Genomic DNA, 20,012 nt, shown 5'->3' on the forward strand with positions numbered 1-20,012 from the left:
GAGCGCCTCTGCTGCACGGGCGACGGGATCGGCTTGACCCCAAGCGGTTTAGGCCCTGATTACCTCAATGCACCGCCCGTGCAGACTCTTCGCCGCGCTGACCCCGGTGCGCTCGCGGATCGGCGGTTGAGCGGCGCGCCGGTCGAAGATCACCAGCCAGCCGGTCTCCAACCCCAAGCCGGCCAGATACGCATCCAGTTGTTCCAGTCCCTCACCGAGCGGATCGGGCGCCCCCTCGCGCCACACCTTCAGCTCCATGCCCAGGGTGACCATCCCGTAGCGTAGGCACAGATCCATCCGCCCCATGCCGATGGCATATTCGCGCTCCAGGGTGCCGCCGCCATTGATGACCCGATGCAGAAAGGCCATCAACACCAGATGCGGGGCGATCTCGTGATAGGGCGCGCTGCGCAGCAGTGGCTCGCCGTGCTGGCGCCAAAAGGCGAGGAAGGCATCGAGCAAGCGATCGGTGTTGAGGCTGCCATCGCTGTTCAACCAGGTCGGGGCGATGCGGGGCAGCGAATCCTGCGGCCCGCTCGCCAACGCCCGCGGCAGCACTTCGCGGTAGATGGGATTGGCGATCACCAGCCCGCCCTCGACGTCGCGCCGCAGCAGGCCTAGGTCCACCAGATACTGGCGATCATCCTCCGTCACCTCACCGAGAGCGGTCCCCGCCAGCATCGGCTCGATCACCCGGCGCACCCGCGGCTCGCGCAGCTTGTCGGCCAACTGGTCGAGATGCGTGACGCGCTCTAGGATCATCCCCTCCTGGGCCTGATCGATCAGCGCCCGGGTGATGGGCTGCGTCCGGTCACGGCCCGCGGGCATCTCGAAGCAGGCGCGGTAGGCCAGCGCGTTGACCAGCCAGGGCTGACCCAGGGTGAGTTCCCAGACCCGCGCCAGTGCTTCGGGGGTGAAGACCTGACCGGTCTCGGCGGTGTGCTCGAGCAGCAGCGTCTGGACCTCGGCGGCGGTGAAGTCACCGAGCCGCAATGACTTGGCCTTGATGTTGAAGGCACTGCCGCCAGTGATGATCGCCGCCTCGGCGCTGGAGTGGATTCGGTAGTCGCGGAGATCGCGCACGCCGCACAGGATGACCGTCTGCGGAAAATCCGTCGGGCGTTGCGGATAGCCGGCACGCAACTGGCGCAGCAGGCTGATCAGGGTATCGCCCACCAGGGCGTCGACCTCGTCGAGCAAGAGGATCGCCGGGCGTGCATCGAGACTGGCCCAGAACGCCAGCAACCGGGTGAGACGGTCTTCGGGGGCCAGAGTACCACCCTCGCCCTGTTGCCAGACGTCGACCCGGGTGTCGCCCAGATCATGCGTGATGGAACGCCCCAACACGCTACAGATCGCCGCCATGCCGCGCGCGACGTCCTCGCGCGTTGTCTGAGCCGCCTCGATGTTGGCATAGACGGCGCGATAGCGTCCGTCCCGGTTCAGATGCTCCATTAGAGCCAGCAGGCAAGTGGTCTTGCCGGTTTGGCGCGGGGCGTGGAGCAGGAAATACTTCTTTTGTTGGATCAGCATCGGGACCTCGTCCAGATCCCAACGTTCCAGCGGCGGAAGGCAGTAGTGATCCTCCGGTCGAACTGGGCCTTCGGTGGTGAAAAAGCGCATCGGACACCTCGTGGGTGAAGGCATGGCCCGAGCATAGCACGCGGGTTTCGCCCGCATCGCTGACCAGAACGATGCCGTAGGCGCAGTCTTGCCGGCGCTGGCATGGCGGAGAGGTTCAAGCGCGGCCAAGGGACGCCCCACGAGATGCTTCGGTCGTGATGGTGCGATTTACAATCGCAGCCGATAAGGCGGAGTCGTCACGGGGCGTGCCGCAGATCAGCGCACTAGGAACCCTGAGGTTCAAGTGGTCTTATTGACTATAGAAGGCGTTCCAAATCACGGGATCCGCAAAGGACTCGGACGAGTTCGATGCCGTCGTCGAGCGGAAAATAGAAGATCAAATAGTTTCCTTCGGGATGGCTTCGCAAGCCCGGCCGAAGCTCGTCGCGGGGAGCCCCTGTGTTCGGAAAGTCAGCGAGAGCGAGGCATCGCTCCTCGATCCGATCAAGAAATCGATCCGCATTATGCGGACTATCCTGGGCGATGTACCACCAAATATCGTCGAGGTCGCTTTCCGCTTCCGGTCGTTTCAGTAACCGCGGCATTGGAATGTCATCCTGAGCCTTGTTGCGCAGCAAGCCGCTTGCGGCCTCGCGCCTTGATGTCTTGGACATCCAACGGGGTTGCCTCGCCACTGTCGATCCCTTTCTGGATGGCGTCTTTTAGCTCCGCAAGTCGTAAGTCGCGCTCCTGGTCGCGTTCCTCCAAGAGACGCAGGGCCTCATGCATCACCTCGCTTTCGGAATTGTAAAGCCCGCTCGCAACCTTGCCTTTCACCAGTTCCTCAAGATGGGGAGTCAGGGAGATGTTCATGTGCCTAGGTCCTCCGCTTCGGCGACAGTGACGGTGACGAGATAGAGGCGATCATTTGTAGCCTGAAACCTCGCACGAATCCAGCACAAGCAGGACGCGTCTTGGCCGGAAGCTGTGGCTCTACCCATCGCGCACTTCAACTCCTGGCGCCTCCAACGGGTGGTCTTCGGCTTGCCGGATCCCCGTAGGGGCGTGGCCTGCACGCGCTTGCAGGCGGCGGCGATCAACATCGGGCGAGCAGGCACGGTGCGGGTCTCGGCGGATGATGGCGGCGCTGGGTTGCCGCTGCAGATGCAGGTCTGCGAGACCGACGCGAGCGGGCGCTTCGTGGACTGTGGCGCGGCCCTGACGCGTTCGGTGGCGTCCGGTCAGGCGTTGACCTTCACGGTGGTGGTGACGGGGACGGGGCGTGCGGTGCCCTTTGATCCGGCGCGCACCCGGCTGTTCCTGCGCCTCGCTGGCGGCAGCGCGACGGTCGGGGCGACCAGTGTGGCCGCAGTGCGGAGAGCGCCAGAGCCCCGCCTGTCGCCATCATGCTGGTTCTTGCGAAACCGCTTCGGTATGCGTTCACTCTCGGTCCTATGCTCCTTGTCGATGAAACGGTGAAGGTGAACAACGGTCACCTTCGGGCCGCCGATGGTGCTGTCGGAACGAGGTACCGAGCTTTGGCAGCGAACCGACGCGAGCCCCGAGGTCACTTCTTGTTATCTCCGGAGCGCCCCGGCGAGTTGATGAGGTGCAGTTTTGGCGTGCTGTCGGTGAGGCTGATCGAGACGCTGAACGGTTGAATCACCGCGGAGAGCTCGCCGTTGAGAAGGGAGTCCTGCATCTTCAGGTCGGCGAAGAGGACGAGCGGGCCGGCGCTGAGGCGTGCATTCCAGAGATGGATACTTTCCTCGCGCAGCCGGATCCGGGCCGTGCCCGCAACGTCGGGGACGGTGAGCAGGCGTCCGAGCCAATCGCGCTCGCGCGCTTGGGCGACAAAGAGTCGGGCGAGCAGACCGGTGTCGCGCATCCCGAGCGACAGCCGGGATTCGAGTCCGAGCGGCTCGGTCCAGACCAATCGGGCCTCGTCGAGTCGGAGCTCTGCCCACCAATCGGCGGTTTCGCTGCCGTCGGACGCGGTCAGTGTCATCCCGTCGAGCCGGATGCGCGAGCCGGAGGCATCGAAGGTCATGGACGCGATGTCGCCTTCGCGGAGCCGGGCCTCCAGCACGAGGTTGCCGCCGAGCTCTTGCGTGTCCATGCGGATGCGCGTGTCGTGGCTCGTCAGGTCGATCTCGCCGTTGGCTTTGTGACCGTCGAGATGGAAGAGCATGCTCAGATCCGCGCTGCCGGAGAGCAGCGCGAGGCCGGCGTCTGCCGGGAGGTAGCGGTTGTAGACCGAGAGATCCATCAGCTTCGCTTCGGGCAGGCTGATCCGGGTGGTCATGTTAAGGGCCGGGTTGGCGCCGGTCGCCCGCTTCAGGCTGGGTGTCCGGGTCTGCAGGTTGAGGTTCCGTCCCTCGATATCGCTCTCTGAGCCCGCTTGGCGTCCGAGCGAGAAGCGGGGGAGCGTCAGCTCCAGCGCGGCGCCCGGATCGCGCTCGCGCCCGTCGGTCACGAGGCTCAGCCGGCCGTCGCCCTCTGCGCGATAGTCCAGGAAGTCGACCTGGAGCGGTGTGGCGTCGATCCGCACCCGGCTGCCGGGCGCGAGTGTCTCGTGGCCCAGGATGAGGTCGGCATCGATCCGCCCTTCGCCGCGCACCCGCACGCCGTGCTCGCGCGGCAGAAAGTTGTCCAGAAAGCCGAGTTGGGTGACGCGCCCCTCGAGCGCGATGCGGCCTTGCAGGGCACGGTTGGGCTTGTTCGCTGCATCCAGCCAGTCGGTGAAGCGGGCTTCTTTCAGATCTAGGGTGGTGCGCAGTCGCTCGTTGCGGGCATCCCCGGCGGCGTGCAGCTCGACGCTGGTGCCGGAGAGGTCGAGCATACTGCCGTCCAGGCTCAGCGTCCGCAGCGCGAGGTCGAGACGCAATCCGCCCTCGACCGCGGTCTCGAAGAGCTCGCCGCTGATGCCCTCGCCCTTGAGCCGCAGACTGCCGCTGGCCTGCTGGGCGTCGAGTCGGACCAGGCCCTCGCTCAGGGCGCTGCCGTTGCGCAATCGAAAGGGTGCCTGTTCCGGGAGATAACGGTTGAGCACGCCGACATCCGGCATCCGGGCGCCGTCCCAGCGCAAGGTGACGCGCGCGGCATCGGCCGAGAGGTCGGCCAAGGCTTGGCCGGACGGCGCGGGTGTTTCGATATCCAGTGCGATGTCGGCCGCATCGAGTAGCGGCCGGGGATCGTCCCGATGCCGGAGACGGGCCTCGCTGAAACGGGCCTCCAGCGTCAGTGTCTCGCCCGCGTTGCCGTCTTGCCAGCGGGCATCGAGTGCGCCGGTGCCGCCGATCTCGAAGTCCAGGAGGCGCGCGCTGAGCGTACCGGCCTCGACCGTCAGACGGCTGCCGCTGGCGGGCTGGCTGTCGACGATGTTCAACTCGGTGAGCAGGGTGCCACGGCCGTCGAGTCGGATGCCGCGGCCACCCAGGGTGTGACCCAGGAAGGCGTCGAAGAAGCCGAGGTGGCTGATCTCGCCGGAGAGTCGGAGGTGTCCGTCAATAGGGAGCGGGTCGGGGCGTTGGTTCATGGCCCGCAACTCGGCGATGGGACGGGTGAGCCTGAATCGGGCATCGTCGAGGCTGAATTGGGTGATTAAGGGGGCGGACTGATCTGGTAGCGCGTCGGCGAGGGCCTCCAGGTGCAGCCGGGTGCTCGACAGGTCCAGTGTCTGGTCGGTCGAGTTCAGTCCGTTGATGCGCAGATCGAGTCGGAGCTTGCCCTCGACGTCGGTCTCCAGCAGGGTCAATCGGACCTCGTCGCCATGCAGATCGAGCGTGCCGTGCAGCCGGTCGTCCTCCCAGGTGAGGACGGCATCGAGTCCGGCCAGGCCGCCGCGCACGGCCACCGGGCTGCCCGGCGGGAGATAGCGCGAGAAGACGGCGATGTCCGGGACGACGGCCGATGTCCACCTGAGCGTGGTCTGCTCGGGTCGGTCCGGGGGTTGGAGGAGGTTGGCCCCGGCGATGCGCGACTCCAGGCGAAACGCTCGGCTGTCGAGGAATCGCGTGTCCTCGCCTTGGTCGCGCATCTCCACATCAGTGAGGTCGATGCCGAGGACCGTTTCGGTTCGGCCCTCTCCGTTGGAAACCACCTGAAGCTCGACGCGCCCGGCGCCGGAGAGTCGGTAGAGGCTGGTGTCGCCGATCGGCCGCGGTGTGCCATCGGCATCCGCACCGGGATTCAGCGTCACGCCGAGCGAGGGCGAGTCGAGACGCAGTCGACTGCCGGGCTCGAGGTGGCCCCGGTCGATCGACAGCGCGGCCGTGAGGTCGCCGTATCCGGACAGGCTCAACCAGGGGATCTCTTGCAGATCATCGTTGAAGAGGTCCCAGGCATCGGCCTTCGCCGAGAGGGTCAGATCGCCCGAGATGAAGCGCAGGATCTGCGCGCCCGGGTTTTCGGCGAGGGTGAGCGGGGCAAGTTGCAGGTGCGCGGCAATCGCCAGATCGCGCGACAAAACAGCGTCTTCGCGGAGCACGCTGGCCTGGTCCAGGTCGAAACGCAGACTGTCGACCTGGAGGTGATCGCCGCGCAACGCGGCACCTTCGATTGCGAGGTCGCCGTCGCCCTCCAGCCGGTCATTCCCGAGGCGCAGCGAGCGTATGCCCTCGGCCTCGAGCCTCAGGACCCGCAGCTCGCGGCGCAGGAGCGCGGCCAGGTCGAGTTGCAAGGATGCTTGATGCAGGGCGAGGGCGAGGGGCCAGTCCGGGTCGTCGCGCTCGATGCGCAAGTCCCGCAGCCGAAGCTGTCCGCTCGGGCGAAGGCGTACCGACTCCCAGGCGATGCTCAGGCCGCTGTGCTCGGAAAGACGCTCCTGAAACCAACGGCTGTTCAGCAGCGGATGGACCGACAGTGCGAGTGCCGCGCTCAGCCCGAGGAGCAGCGCCGTGACGAGGAGCGCCCGCCGTCTGATCGATCCGGGCGGGGCGGAGGTCTGGTCCTCGGATTCGGACAATCGCCTGTTACTCCGGAAGGAAGGTGTCATCCAGCAACTGCAAAAGCGTGAACTTCGCTCAAGAGGGTCTCCCATTTTGGGAGCATGGTCAATCAACACGGCTCAGGAACACATGGAGCGCCTGATCGATATCGGGGATTCAGTGCGGTTCCAGATTGCCTCCCGAGCGTGGCAACATCAGACGTATGAGTGCGACATCAACCCCGCGAACCAGTCTGTGCTGAGCGTTCGCGTGCGCCCTGCCCGCTGATTCGGCGCCGCTGGCGCCGTGATCATGGCTGCATCAACGCTGGACGAGCCGCCGCCTCGACGACCAGCGGAACGCCGACGGGTGATTCGACCAAGGCTCACCATCGCGGTGCGTCCTGCTATGATCTCTCCTCATTGGCGTCACGGCACGATGGGATTGCACACCCGGCATGGATCAGCTCTGGAAGCAGATCACCCCCTCGGATTTCGCTTGGGAGCGTGAGGCACTCGCTTATCTCAAGGCGATGCTGCCCAATCACGAGCCCTATCGCGCCTGGGCGAACTTCGAGTTCATCGCCCTCGACGGCTCCATCAACGAGGTGGATGTCCTGGTTCTGACGCCCAAGGGACTCTTCCTGGTCGAGATCAAATCCCATCCCGGCGAGATCAGTGGAGATGCGGGGACTTGGGTCTGGACCCACGAGTCTCGCCGTCGCGTCTTTGACAACCCGCGGCTGCTCGCCGATCGCAAGGCCAAGAAGCTCAAGTCACTGCTGGAGAGCCAGCACTCGGCGCACCTCGGCAACCGCCAAGGTCGCGGACGTCTGCCCTTCATCGACACCCTGGTCTTCCTCTCCGCCGAGCAGGTGGTGAACACGCTGCAGGGTCCGGCGCGGTTGCAGGTGTGCACCCGCTCGAGCATCAAGGATGCGCTCTGCCAGCTCCAACGCGACGGGACCCGTCGCCCGCTCGATCGCCCCGCCTCCAAGGCCGTCGCGCGCGCGCTGGAGGAGGCCGGCATCAAGGAATCGCCGCGCGCCCGGCGGGTGGGGCTCTATGAACTGGGTGACCTGCTCGACGAGGCGGATCACTTCCAGGACTGGCTCGCCACCCATAGCGAGACCGGTGTTCAGCGGCGCATTCGCATCTATCTCACCCAAGGCCGGCCCGAGGCTGAAGCCGCGCTCCTGCGTCAGGCCGCGCGCCTGGAGTTTCGGCTGCTCGAGGGCATCGAACACCCGGGAATTTTGCCGGCCCGTGACTACCAGCAGCATGACCAAGGCCCGGCCCTGGTCTACGACTACGACCCCGCGCACCTGCGGCTGGATCACTTTCTGGTTGCGCGGGGCGCCGGGCAAGCACTGGATCTGCAGGATGCCCTGACACTCTTGCGCCAGATCGCCGAGGCGGTGGGCTTCGCCCACGGCAAACACCTCTATCATCGTGCGCTCAGTCCCCAGAGCATTCTCGTGCGCCGCGGCGAGGATGGGATGCTCAGCGCCAAGATCGCCAACTGGGCCACCGCGCGCCGGACCATGGAGACCGAGCCGCGGACCCGCCTGGCACTCAGCCATCTGAGCGGTCTGCTGCAAGAGGAGGCCGGTCCCTATCTCGCGCTCGAGGCCCACGCCGAGGCCTGGGGGGGCGCCACCAGCGACAGCGTCTCGCTCGATGTCTTCTCGCTCGGGGCCATTGCCTATTTGCTCTTCACCGGTCAGCCGCCTGCCGCAAGTGACCTGGAACTCCAGGATAAACTCAGCAATGGCAAGGGTCTGCAGGTCACCGATGCGCTCAACGGTGCCTGTACCGAATTGCAATATCTGGTGCAGTACGCCACCCATCCGGATCTTGGCTGCCGGACCGCCTCGGTCGCGGAGTTTCTCGACAATCTGACCGCCGTCGAGGACGAACTCACCCGTCCCGACAGCGAGCGCCGGGCCGATCCGGCCGCCGCGCTCCCGGGCGAGACCTTCGAGGGCGGCATCCGGGTGCTCAAACGTCTCGGGCGCGGGGCCAGCTCGGTCACCTTCGTGGTCACGCATCAGGGCCAGGAGCGCGTGCTCAAGCTCGCGGCTACCCCCGAGCACAATGACCGTCTGCGCCAGGAAGCCGCCACCCTGCGCAAGCTCCATCATCAGGCCATCATCGCCTGCCACGCGACCCAAGACATTCTCGGCCACACCGCGCTGCTGCTCGACCACGCCGCCGAGGGCACCCTTGCCGAGCGACTGCGCGAGCTCGGTCCCATCCAATGCGAGCTGCTGGAGCGCTTTGGCGAGGATCTGCTGGGCGCATTGCGACACCTCGAAGACAAGGGCCTGTCCCACCGCGATCTCAAACCGGCGAACATCGGTCTCATGATGCAGGGGCGCCAGTTGCATCTGGTACTCTTCGACTTCTCGCTCGCCGGCATCAGCCCCGAGAACTTCAGCGCCGGCACCCTGGCCTATCTCGACCCCTTCATTCGCGATCCCGGCCGCCGCCGCTGGGACGATTACGCGGAGCGGTTCGCCGCGGCCCTGACCCTCTATGAGATGGCCAGTGGGCGGCTGCCGAACTGGGCCGAGAGCGCCGGTCTGCCGCCGCTGATCGAAGGCGCCTTGGAGATCGACCCGGCCGTCTTCGACCCCAGTGTGCGCGAGGGTCTGACCGCCTTCTTCCGCAGCGCCCTGGCGCGCGACGTCAAGGCACGCTTCGGCAATGCCGAGGACATGCTGCGCGCCTGGCGGCAGCTCTTCCACCAGGCCACGCTGGAAACCACCCGTCATCCGCCCACTGGGGCGGAGCCCTCGCGCTGCCCGATCAGCGAGGCCCAGCTCGACACCCAGATCGGTTTGCTGCCACTCTCGGCCCAAGCCCTAGACACCCTGAGCCGGCTGAACGTCAACAGCGTCGCCGAGCTGATCCGGCTGCCGCGCAACGAGCTGGTGCGCATGACCGGGGTCGGGACCAAGACCCGGCGCGAATTGTCCGAGGTGGTTGCCGCGCTGCAGACTCGACTGGCCCCACCCGAGCCCCTAAGGCCCGAGGTCGCGCGGAGCGAACCCGGTCGCGGCATACCCGCCGCGGACCCGGGAGAGGGCGCGGCGCTCAGTGTCGATCAGATGTTGCGCAAGCTGCTCCCGCCGGCGACCAAGTCGAGCGATCCCAACCGGCAGCGGTTTCTCGCCGAGTATCTCGGCGGGCTCGATGAGGACCAGCAGCAGCGGCCGGCGGACGTCGTCTATTGGCCGACCCTGCTCATGCTGAGCGCTACGCTCGACCTCAGCTCGGAGCAGGTGCGCGACCTGCACGCGCGCGTCCTGGCCCAATGGTCGAAACATCCGTTCATCACCCAACTGCGTCACGACATCGCCGAGTTGCTTGCGGAGCAGGGTGGGGTGATGACCGCCATCGAACTGGCCGAGGCCGTGCTGCTCCGCCGGGGTTCGGTGCGATCCTCCCCGACACGCGAACGCTGGGCACAGGCGGTGGTGCGCGCGGCGATCGAGACCGAACTCGCCCGCCAGGAATCACGCTGGGTGCTGCGGCGTAGCGGCAAACGCATCCTCATCGCCGATGAGACCCAGGGACTCGGCGAGGCACTGGCCGATTATGCCGCGACCCTGGGGCAGCTCGCCGATGCCTGCGCCGAGCAGCCGACCTTGCTCGCCCCGGTGCGCGCGTTGGAGCGCATCCGCGCGCTCCCGGCCCCGCAGGCCAGCGCGACGCTCAGCCATCACCGCCTGTTGCGCCTGGCGGTCGCCGCCTCGCAGGGGGCCGCGCTCTCGAGCCGGGCCGAGTTCTATCCGAAGGGGATGGCCGCCGCGCGCAGTCTGGAACTCGCTCAAGGCGCGCTCCTCGGCACCGCCAAGCTCTCGGTCGCCGAGGTCCAGAATCGCATCCAAGGCCGTTATCCCGAGGCCGAGCCATTACCGGGCCGACCGCAGCTCGATCGGCTGTTGGACGCGCTCGAACTGGGGCTGGTTTGGGACTCCCAGGCCGAGCATGGAGATCAGCGCGGTGCCTATTGCCGACCCCAGGCCGGCGCCCTCGGTGCCGTGGGCAGTGTCTTCACCACCACCCAGACCAGTTTGCATCTCACCCACCATGAGACCAGCGAGGTCAGTGCCGCGCGTGAACTCCAGCTCTTCGAGCAGATCGTGCGCAATGCCCTCGACGACTCACGCTTCCTCGCCCTCTCGGTGCGCCCGCGACTCTGGTCGCGTGCCCAGCACCATCTCGTCACCACCTTCGGACTCGCCCTCATCAGCTTCGACGCCCTGCTGCTGCGTCATCTGCATGCGCTGTGCGACGGCATGACCCATCCGCCCGACTGGCGGGTTGTGCTCAAGGCCGATGCCGCCGATCCGCGCAGTATCGATTGGTCACGGCTGCAAGGACTGGTGCGGCGCGTCCTCCCGGGGATGACCGAGGAGATCCGCTCGGTGGGGCGTCCCGTGCTGCTCACCGATGCCGGACTCATCGCCCGCTATGGCCTGGTGGACAGCTGGCTCGGCGCGCTGCGCCGGCAGCTCCACGAGGATCCGCGGGCGCAGGCCCTGTTGCTGCTCATCGCCAACGAGACCGCCACCGCGGGTGCCGTCCTCGAAGGGGTGAGCGTGCCCAGTGGCGCCGGCAGTCGGGAGTTCGCGCGGATTCCGAGTGCCTGGCTCGGTGCCGCGGAACCCCCCGCGGGTCGGGCGTCAGCCCAATAGCCGTGCTGAGTGGCCCCGAATCCAGATGAGCACCAGATGAGTACCAGATGATCCAGCCACAACGCCTGCTTGCCGACCTCCAATCCCTGCTGCCGAAGTTAGAGCAGGATCTCCTGGACTACAGCCAGACGCGGCCCGAGCTGGCGGCGCATCTGGAGGCCGAGTATGCCAAGGCGCGGGCGGCGCAACGCACCTCGGAGCATCTGGTTGCCTGGCGCGCGGCACAGATCACCCAAGCCGCGGCGGCCTGGGTGTTGACCGGCGTCTTCGTGCGGTTTCTCGAAGACAATGGCCTGCTCGAGATGCCCATGCTCGCGGGGCCGGCCGAGGGTTCTGGACCGGGCTCGGTTGCGGGAGCGGGGCAGGGACCCTTGCAGCAGGCGAAGGACCGCCTGAGCGTCTATTTCGCCGAGCATCCGACCCATGCCGAGCGCGACTATCTGCTCGCCGTCTTCGAGGAACTCTCGACCCTGCCGGCGATGGCCGAGCTGCTCGACCGCGCCCACAATCCCCTCTGGCAACTGCCGCTCTCGGCCGACGGCGCCAAGCGGCTGATCGACTTCTTCCAGCGGCTCGATCCTGAAACCGGCGCCATCGTCCACGACTTCACCGACGACCGCCCGGATGGCGGCTGGGATACCCGCTTCCTCGGTGATCTCTACCAAGACCTCTCCGAGAGCGTGCGCAAACGCTATGCGCTGCTTCAGACCCCGGAGTTTGTCGAGCGCTTCATCCTCGATCACACCCTCGAGCCGGCCAAGGATGCCTTCGGGCTGCCGGGGCTCAAACTGATCGACCCGACCTGCGGCTCGGGTCATTTCCTCCTGACCGGCTTCGAGCGGCTGTTCGATGCCTGGCAGCGGCGCGAGCCCGGCACCAACGCCCGCGCCCTCGCCCAACGGGCGCTCGATGCCATCCACGGCGTCGACATCAATCCCTATGCGGTGGCCATCGCCCGCTTCCGGCTGCTGATCGCGGCGATGAAGGCGGCGGGCAGCCGTAAGCTCAAGGACGCGCCGGACTTCCAGTTCAACCTCGCCGTGGGCGATTCTCTCCTGCATGGACGGCGGCACGAATCACAGGGGCAGGGCATCCAGCGCGACCTGCTCGATGACTCGCTCGCCCATGTCTTCGAGGTCGAGGACCAGGCCAAACTGGAGCGCATCCTCGGGCAGCGCTATCCGGTCGTGGTCGGCAACCCGCCCTATATCACCGTGAAGGACAAGGCGCTGAATCAGGGGTATCGGGACAAGTATCCGACCTGTCATCGTCAATACTCACTCGGGGTGCCTTTCACCGAGCGCTTCTTCGATCTAGCCGTGCCAGCGCAGGACAACCGCCCGGCCGGTTTCGTCGGCATGATCACGGCCAACAGCTTCATGAAGCGCGAGTTTGGCAAGAAGCTGATCGAGGACTTTCTGCCGCGTAAGGATCTCACCCATGTCATCGATACCTCCGGGGCCTATATCCCGGGGCATGGCACACCGACGGTGATCCTGTTCGGGCGCAATCAGACCTCCCGTGGTGAACGGCTGCGCGCCGTGCTCGGGATTCGCGGCGAGCCGAGCACGCCCGAGGACGCGGCCCAGGGGTTGGTGTGGCGGTCGATTGTCGATTTACTGGAGCGGCCCGGGAGCGAGAGCGACTTTGTCAGCGTGGTGGATCAGGATCGCGGGCTCTATGCGCGGCATCCTTGGAGTATCGGGGGAGGTGGTGCGTCCGAGCTGAAAGAGCTGATCGAGTCCGCCGCCCGGACCGCCGGCAGCGCCCCGGCCCCCGACGCCACGGTCACCCAGCCCCCCGATGACGCCCCCCACGCATCTGGTGACGCAGCTCCCGCTGCGTCACCCGCGCGACGAAGCTCTGCTTCACGAGGCGACCGGACTCATGAAGCTGGAGCTTCATCTCTGGGGTCACGCAGCGGGAGCTTCGTGACCAGAGGTAACGCCACGGCCATCAAGCCCTCCGATGACGCCCCCCACGTATCTGGTGACGCAGCTCCCGCTGCGTCACCCGCGCGACGAAGCTCTGCTTCACGAGGCGACCGGTCTCATGAAGCTGGAGCTTCATCTCTGGGGTCACGCAGCGGGAGCTGCGTGACCAGAAATGCTGGCGGTTTGCTGGAGAGCCTTATTCTGGAGATTGGCCGGACGACGCACACTGGCGAGGACGATGTCTTTTACATGCCGCGTAGTACGGTTTGGACTCGCATGATGCTCGAAACTGCGGTCCCCTTGGTGGTTGGTGAGGACGTACGCGACTGGGAAATCGTGCCACGCGATTGGGCCTTGATGCCTTATGAACTCACGACAGCCGATCCTCTGGAATCTTTACCAGCGGCTCTCGGGCGGCACTTCTGGACTTTTCGTTGCCATCTGCGGCATCGCAAGGATTTCGGACAGTTCATTGAAGAGCGTGGTTTGCGGTGGTACGAACATTCGATGTTCTTCCCAAAGCGATTTCGCACTCCCCTCTCCATCACCTTCTCCTTCGTCGCCACCCACAATCATTTCGTCCTCGACCGGGGCGGCAAGGTCTTCAAGCAATCCGCACCGGTCATCAAGCTCCCCGCTGGGGCGAGCGAGGAGGATCATCTGGCCCTACTGGCCCTGCTCAATAGCTCGACGGCCTGTTTCTGGATGAAGCAGGTGTTTCACAACAAGGGAGGGGGTGGTATTGGAGGGGGATTGGCCAGCGAGGAGTGGGAGCAGTTCTATGAGTATACGGGCACAAATCTCAAGGGCTTTCCAATCCCTCCCGACCCCAACGCCCAAGCCCGCACCCTGGCAACAGCACTCGACCAAGCCGCCCAGCGCCTGTCCGCCCTGGATCCCGCCCGCGTCCTTGCGGACAACTGGATCCCCACCAAGTTGCCATCCCTGCTCGAGCAGGCGCGCACCCAAGCGGCGACCATCGTCTGTCAGATGATCGCCCTCCAGGAAGAACTCGACTGGCTCAACTATCGTCTCTACGGCCTGACCGACCAAGACCTCTGCGACCACGCCACCCCACCCGAGATCCATCTCGGCGAGCGTCCGTTCGAGATCGCGCTGGCCCGCCGTCTGGCCAGCGGCGCGGCCCAGACCACCTGGTTCGCCCGCCACCACAGCACCCCCATCACCGCCATCCCCAGCCACTGGCCGGACGACTACCGGGCGCTGACCGAACGGCGGCTGGACGCTGCCGCGACCAACCCCTGGATTCGTCTCGTCGAGCAACCCGAATACAAACGGCGCTGGAACCGCGAACCTTGGGACAGTCGCCAACGCCGCGCCCTGCAGGACTGGCTGCTGGATCATCTCGAAGGGCTCTGCCATGCCCCCGCGCTGCTGACTGTTGCCCAACTCGCCGAGCGCGCCCGCCACAGCGAAGCCTTCCAACAGGTCGCCGCGCTCTACAGCGGCTCCGACACCTTCGATGCCCGCACCCTGGCCGGCGAACTGGTCGCGTCCGATCAGGTGCCCCAGATGGCCGCCGCGCGCTACAAGCCGAACGCCATGTCCAAATTCCGGGCCTGGCAGGAGACCTGGGAACGGCAGCGCGCCGAGGACGCCATCGATGCGCGCACCGCACTCGCGCCGAGCGACCCCGCCCATCTGACGCAGGACCAGGCCCGCGCGCTCAAGGCCGAGCAGATCGGCGAGATCCCGCTGCCGCCCAAATACGCCGCCAGCGATTTTCGTAAACCCAGTTTTTGGGGACTGCGGGGCAAACTGGATGTCCCCAAGGAGCGCTTCTTCAGCCTGCCCGGCTGCGAGCGACCCGGCGACACCACCCTGGTGATCGGCTGGGCCGGACTCGATCACCTGCAACGCGCCCAGGCGATCGCCGCCTGGTATCTGGAGCGCAAGGAACAGGACGGGTGGGACGCAACCCGCCTCATGCCCCTGCTGGTCGCGCTCGCTGAACTCAGCCCCTGGCTGAAACAATGGCACAACGCCCTCGACCCCGAGTTCGGCGAGCGTCTGGGTGACTATTACGAGGGATTCCTGCACGAAGAACTGCGCCAGTTGGAACTCGCGCGCGATACTCTCCAGACCTGGGCGCCAGCGGCACCGCGCCGTGGTCGACGCTGAGGTCAGAGCGATTTCCCCTCGCGAGACAGCTCGCAGCACGCCCGCCCGACGCAGCGCCTAGCCGTCTTCTCGTGACGCAGCTCCGGCTGCGTCACGCACGAGAAGAAGCTCTGCTTCCCGAATCCGGCGGGCGGTCGCTGGCAGTCGGTGGGTGTCGTGAAGCGGAGCTTCATCTCTCGGGTCACGAAGCGGAGCTTCGCGACCAGTATTTGGGGTGAGGCTTCGCGATCCCCCGACGGATGCTCGTGACGCAGCTCCGGCTGCGTCACGCGCGAGAGGAAGCTCTGCTTCCGGAATCCGGCGGGCGGTCGCTGGCAGTCGGTGGATGTCGTGAAGCGGAGCTTCATCTCTCGGGTCACGAAGCGGAGCTTCATCTCTCGGGTCACGAAGCGGAGCTTCGCGACCAGAAGCGGGTGTGAGGCTTCGCGACCAGGAGCGAGGTAGAGGCTTCACGATCTACCGACGGATGCTCGTGACGCAGCTCCGGCTGCGACACGCACGAGAAGAAGCTCCGCTTCCCGAGTCCGGCGGGCGGTCGCTGGCAGTCGGCGGGTGTCGTGAAGCGGAGCTTCATCTCTCGGGTCACGAAGCGGAGCTTCGCGACCAGGAGTGGGGGTGAGGCTTCGCGATCCCCCGACGGATGCTCGTGACGCAGCTCCGGCTGCGTCACGCGCGAGAGGAAGCTCCGCTTCCGGAATCCGGCGGGCGGTCGACGGCAGTCGGCGGATGTCGCGAAGCGGAGCTTCATCTCTCGGGTCACGAAGCGGAGCTTCGCGACCAGGACAGGTTAGAGGCTTCGCGACCAGGAGTGGGTGTGAGGCTTCGCGACCCTCTGTACGGATGCTCGTGACGCAGCTCCGGCTGCGTCACGCGCGAGAGGAAGCTCTGCTTCCGGAATCCGGCGGGCGGTCGACGGCAGTCGGCGGGTGTCGTGAAGCGGAGCTTCATCCCTGTGGTCACGAAGCGGAGCTTCGCGACCAGGAGTGGGTGTGAGGCTTCGCGACCAGGAGCGGGGTAGAGGCTTCGCCACTAGGCGCGTTCAGGGGTTTGCCGGATCGGCTACCTTTGGTACTGACGCTGGTTTCATTCGCTCGGAGGATCGATGCCGTGCTGACGCAACTCTTACCCAGATATGGTTTCGAGGAGTATCTGTCGGTCGAGCGCAAATCAATCGACGCCAAGCATGAGTATGTCGCGGGTCAGGTCTTCGCCATGGTCGGCGGCAGTTACGAGCACAATCTGATCACCGCTCATCTGACGAGACGGCTCGGCAATGAGCTCGATGGGGGTCCCTGCACGGTCCTCACCAGTGATATGCGGATCCGGATCGAGACCGCGGATGTCTGCGCCTATCCAGACGTGAGTGTCCTGTGCGGTGAGCCAGCCTTCCACGATGAATGGCGCGATGTGCTGACCAATCCGATCCTGATCGCTGAGGTGCTCTCGCCCTCGACCGAGGCCTACGATCGCGGCAATAAATTTGCCCACTATCGGCATCTGCCAAGTCTGCATACCTATCTCTTGATCGCACAAGATCAGGTCTCGGTCGACGTCTTTACCCGCCAGCCGGACGATCGCTGGCTGCTCACGGCCTATTCGGATCTCGACGCGGTTATCGAGTTGGAGCAGCCACGCTGTCGACTTTTCGTGCATGATCTTTATGATGGTGTCCGGTGGGACGGCGATGGGTCACAGGGCCGCGCGGAGCAGCGATGAAATGAATCCTCGGCTGGTTAGGTGTCGTGCTGCGGCGGGTCCGCGGCATGACGCGATCAGTGCAAAGGGGTGACGATGCGGCGGATGAGTCTCGATCAGGGACAAGGCAGATACGGAGGACGGATCCATGACGCGCAGCCGCTATCGTTTTTTGGGCAATGACGCGCCGTATTTCTTGACCATGACGATCAGTCAGTGGCTGCCGATCTTCACGCGGCCAGCAACGGTCGAGGTGATCTTGGACAGTTGGCGGTATCTGCAGGCGCATCGTGGCTTTCGGCTGCATGGCTATGTGATCTTGGAGAACCATCTGCACCTGATCGCGCGTGCGCCGGAGCTGGATCGGGATGTTCAGCGATTCAAATCGTTCACGGCGCGTCAGTTGATTCGGGTGCTGGAGGAGGCGGGCGCACGGCGCTTGTTGACGATGCTGCGGTTATTCAAGGATGAGGGCAAGCGGGAGTCGACCTATCAGGTCTGGGAGGAAGGCAGCCATCCGCAACGGATTGAGCATGAGGCGGTGATGCGGCAGAAGCTGGATTATGTACACAACAATCCGGTGAAACGCGGGTACGTGGATCTCCCGGAGCACTGGCGTTGGTCGAGTGCCCGTGACTACCTCGGGCAGCCCGGGTTGATCGAGGTGGATACCCGCTGGCTGGATTCGTGAAGCGGAGCTTCCTCCCTGGGGTCACGAAGCGGAGCTTCGCGACCAGGGCGGGTTAGAGGCTTCGCGACCAGGACAGGTTAGAGGTTTCGCGACCAGGAGCGAGGTAGAGGCTTCGCGATCCCCCGACGGATGCGCGTGACGCAGCTCCGGCTGCGTCACGCGCGAGAGGAAGCTCTGCTTCCGGAACCTGGCGGGCGGTCGCTGGCAGTCGGTGGGTGTCGTGAAGCGGAGCTTCCTCTCTGGGGTCACGAAGCGGAGCTTCGCGACCAGGAGCGGGTGTGAGGTTTCGCGACCAGGAGCGAGGTAGAGGCTTCGCGATCCCCCGACGGATGCGCGTGACGCAGCTCCGGCTGCGTCACGCGCGAGAGGAAGCTCTGCTTCCGGAACCTGGCGGGCGGTCGCTGGCAGTCGGTGGGTGTCGTGAAGCGGAGCTTCCTCTCTGGGGTCACGAAGCGGAGCTTCGCGACCAGGGCGGGTTAGAGGCTTCGCGATCAGGAACAGGCGAGCCCACCGGCTTGCTCCCACTTTCGATACAGCCTCTCAGACCGTCTCATACCAGCGCAGGAAAATCCCACCAGCGCCTAATCCGGGCTGACCCCACGACTGAGCCTGCCCTTGTCCACCATCCTGCCGACCGCCACGAAGCCTCTGGCCGTGTAGATGGGCGAGGCTGTTCGGTTATGGCAACCGGTCTTCATGAAATCTGTTGACGCCCTATCGGACGATTGCTACTCTCTCTCGTGATGCGAATGAATCTCATTTGCAGAATAAGAAATCCATTGTGGAGTGTTCGGGAGATCACAACGTGAGATGGTTGAAAGCTCGTCAAGTCGCGGTCAGTGCGCTGACAATCCTGGTCATGACGGGAGGGCAGGCCCTTGCGGCCCCGGCCTCGATTCGGTCTTGCTCGGTTGCCGCCTATGAGTTTTTCTGGGCCGGGCAATTTGCCGGTTTTATGGTGAACGGACGTTTCAGCTACAACGAGAATGCGGTGCCAACGAGTGGCATTGTGCGAGAGGAGGATCTGTTGGCATTCGACGTCTCCTTCTATGATCCGCAAGGGAATCTGCTCAGAACCTATCCCGACAACCACAAGTTTCCAGTCGACGGACATGGCGTGCCCTATCTGAATGTCGCATTCGACACCATCACCCAGCAACTGCTGCAGACCGGCACTTGGAATGTCGATGATGATGTGCTGCGCTTTCGCAATGGCTTCATGATGGGGGAGGGGAATCCAGACCTGCGCGGGCAACCTGGATCACAAACCGGTCTGGCCTTCTGGACGCGCCCTCGTGATAACGCGGTGCCGCACCTGCACGTGGACGATTGGAACGATGACTTTGGCTTTCCGATCGGCTTCAGCAGCCACGAGGACGCCTCCTTCCCAACCCGGACGACCCAGGAACGGATCGATACCGGTCGGGTTGGTGAAGCCTACTATCTGCAGCAAAATGGCACGGTCCTGGTCAACAATCTCGCCTCTGACGTTGGCGAGTTCGGCCAATGGGTCCGGGTGACCCGGGCCAAGGCGAGCCCGCTCGATCTGCGCGATCATCGCCGCTGCCTGATCCAACAGTTCGGTCGTCCACGCTAACCAGAGGCGCGGCGGGTGCGGGCATGTGCCGCGCCCCGCCGCGACGCAGGACGGTCTACGGATCCGATCATGGGTTGCACCGGGACACGCTTGGGCTAGACTGTGGCACTCTTTGTGTTGAACGATGGCGTTCGCACCCCACGGATCTTGCCACCCTCATGTCGATCTTGATCAAGGATCTGATTCACATCCCCGAGCGCGTGCAGCGCGGGGATTTCGTGCTCAACCTCGCCAGTGGACTGGAGCCCGAGGCGATCGCGCGCACGCTGGGCGAGTATGTGGTCACCCCGCAGCTGGTGCGGTGTTTCGAGGATGCCCTGAGCTTCATCGAGAGCACCGTGACCAGCCAACAGAACCGCAACAAGGGCGCCTATCTGCACGGGAGTTTCGGCACCGGGAAGTCGCACTTCATGGCGGTGCTGAAATTGCTGATTCAGGGCAACGTCCAGGCCCGCTCCATCCCGGAACTGGCGATGGCGGTGGCTAAACACAGCCATTGGATGCAGGGCCACAACATCCTGATGGTGCCCTATCACATGATCGGCGCCCCGAGCATCGAGGCCGGGGTGCTCGGTGGCTATGCCCGCCATGTCCGTGGACTTCACCCGCGGGCCCCGGTCCCCGGTTTCTACCTGAGCAGTCGGCTGTTCGCCGATGCCCAGGTGATGCGTGGGCATTTAGGTGACGACCGCTTCTTCGCCGCGCTGAATCACGCCAGTGCGGGGGCTGACCGCACGGACGGCGATTGGGGCGCGGG

General features: G+C 65.2%; 12 protein-coding genes. 7 read left to right on the forward strand and 5 right to left on the reverse strand.

The window, feature by feature from the left end:
- Window positions 1–48: 48 nt before the first annotated feature.
- The 3 genes from CKO25_RS16080 to CKO25_RS16090 form a co-directional block, all read right to left on the reverse strand.
- The gene (locus CKO25_RS16080) at window positions 49–1,623 is read right to left on the reverse strand and encodes an ATP-binding protein (RefSeq protein ID WP_200388963.1); all 1,575 of its coding nucleotides are present in this window, start codon (window positions 1,621–1,623) and stop codon (window positions 49–51) included.
- A 257-nt stretch (window positions 1,624–1,880) separates the two neighbouring features.
- Entirely contained in the window at window positions 1,881–2,168 is a 288-nt protein-coding gene (locus CKO25_RS16085; protein ID WP_200388964.1) for a type II toxin-antitoxin system RelE/ParE family toxin, read from the reverse strand.
- Window positions 2,169–2,175: 7 nt separating this feature from the next.
- Complete coding sequence (locus CKO25_RS16090) at window positions 2,176–2,436, reverse strand: type II toxin-antitoxin system ParD family antitoxin (protein ID WP_200388965.1); 261 nt, start codon at window positions 2,434–2,436, stop codon at window positions 2,176–2,178.
- A 114-nt stretch (window positions 2,437–2,550) separates the two neighbouring features.
- On the opposite strand from CKO25_RS16090, the gene CKO25_RS16095 reads away from it, so the two are divergent.
- A complete protein-coding gene (locus CKO25_RS16095) occupies window positions 2,551–3,042 on the forward strand; it encodes a hypothetical protein (RefSeq protein ID WP_200388966.1) in 492 nt (163 codons plus the stop codon).
- A gap of 88 nt (window positions 3,043–3,130) precedes the next feature.
- Here the strand turns inward: CKO25_RS16095 and CKO25_RS16100 are convergent, their stop codons facing one another.
- The gene (locus CKO25_RS16100) at window positions 3,131–6,529 is read right to left on the reverse strand and encodes a translocation/assembly module TamB domain-containing protein (RefSeq protein ID WP_200388967.1); all 3,399 of its coding nucleotides are present in this window, start codon (window positions 6,527–6,529) and stop codon (window positions 3,131–3,133) included.
- A 419-nt stretch (window positions 6,530–6,948) separates the two neighbouring features.
- Here CKO25_RS16100 and pglW point away from each other — a divergent pair, with 419 nt between their 5' ends.
- Entirely contained in the window at window positions 6,949–11,196 is a 4,248-nt protein-coding gene (gene pglW, locus CKO25_RS16105; protein WP_200388968.1) for a BREX system serine/threonine kinase PglW, read from the forward strand.
- A gap of 47 nt (window positions 11,197–11,243) precedes the next feature.
- Window positions 11,244–15,272: a BREX-2 system adenine-specific DNA-methyltransferase PglX gene (gene pglX / locus CKO25_RS16110; protein ID WP_200388969.1), complete on the forward strand. Its 4,029-nt coding sequence runs from the start codon at window positions 11,244–11,246 to the stop codon at window positions 15,270–15,272.
- 2 nt (window positions 15,273–15,274) lie between these two features.
- On the opposite strand, the gene CKO25_RS16115 is transcribed toward pglX, so the two are convergent.
- Entirely contained in the window at window positions 15,275–15,646 is a 372-nt protein-coding gene (locus CKO25_RS16115) for a hypothetical protein (protein WP_200388970.1), read from the reverse strand.
- A gap of 733 nt (window positions 15,647–16,379) precedes the next feature.
- On the opposite strand from CKO25_RS16115, the gene CKO25_RS16120 reads away from it, so the two are divergent.
- The 4 genes from CKO25_RS16120 to CKO25_RS16135 form a co-directional block, all read left to right on the forward strand.
- Window positions 16,380–16,988 carry a Uma2 family endonuclease gene (locus CKO25_RS16120; protein ID WP_338115150.1) on the forward strand — a complete coding sequence of 203 codons (609 nt, stop codon included), beginning with the start codon at window positions 16,380–16,382 and terminating at the stop codon, window positions 16,986–16,988.
- Between the two features lie 127 nt (window positions 16,989–17,115).
- Window positions 17,116–17,658, forward strand: a complete 543-nt coding sequence (locus CKO25_RS16125) for an REP-associated tyrosine transposase (RefSeq protein WP_200388971.1) — start codon at window positions 17,116–17,118, stop codon at window positions 17,656–17,658.
- 805 nt (window positions 17,659–18,463) lie between these two features.
- Window positions 18,464–19,255 carry a hypothetical protein gene (locus tag CKO25_RS16130; protein ID WP_200388972.1) on the forward strand — a complete coding sequence of 264 codons (792 nt, stop codon included), beginning with the start codon at window positions 18,464–18,466 and terminating at the stop codon, window positions 19,253–19,255.
- 158 nt (window positions 19,256–19,413) lie between these two features.
- Window positions 19,414–20,012, forward strand: a 599-nt coding sequence (locus CKO25_RS16135) for a DUF6079 family protein (protein ID WP_242467666.1), incomplete at its 3' end; no start/stop codon positions are given.

It is taken from the genome of Thiocapsa imhoffii (assembly GCF_016583985.1).
Taxonomy (GTDB): domain Bacteria; phylum Pseudomonadota; class Gammaproteobacteria; order Chromatiales; family Chromatiaceae; genus Thiocapsa; species Thiocapsa imhoffii.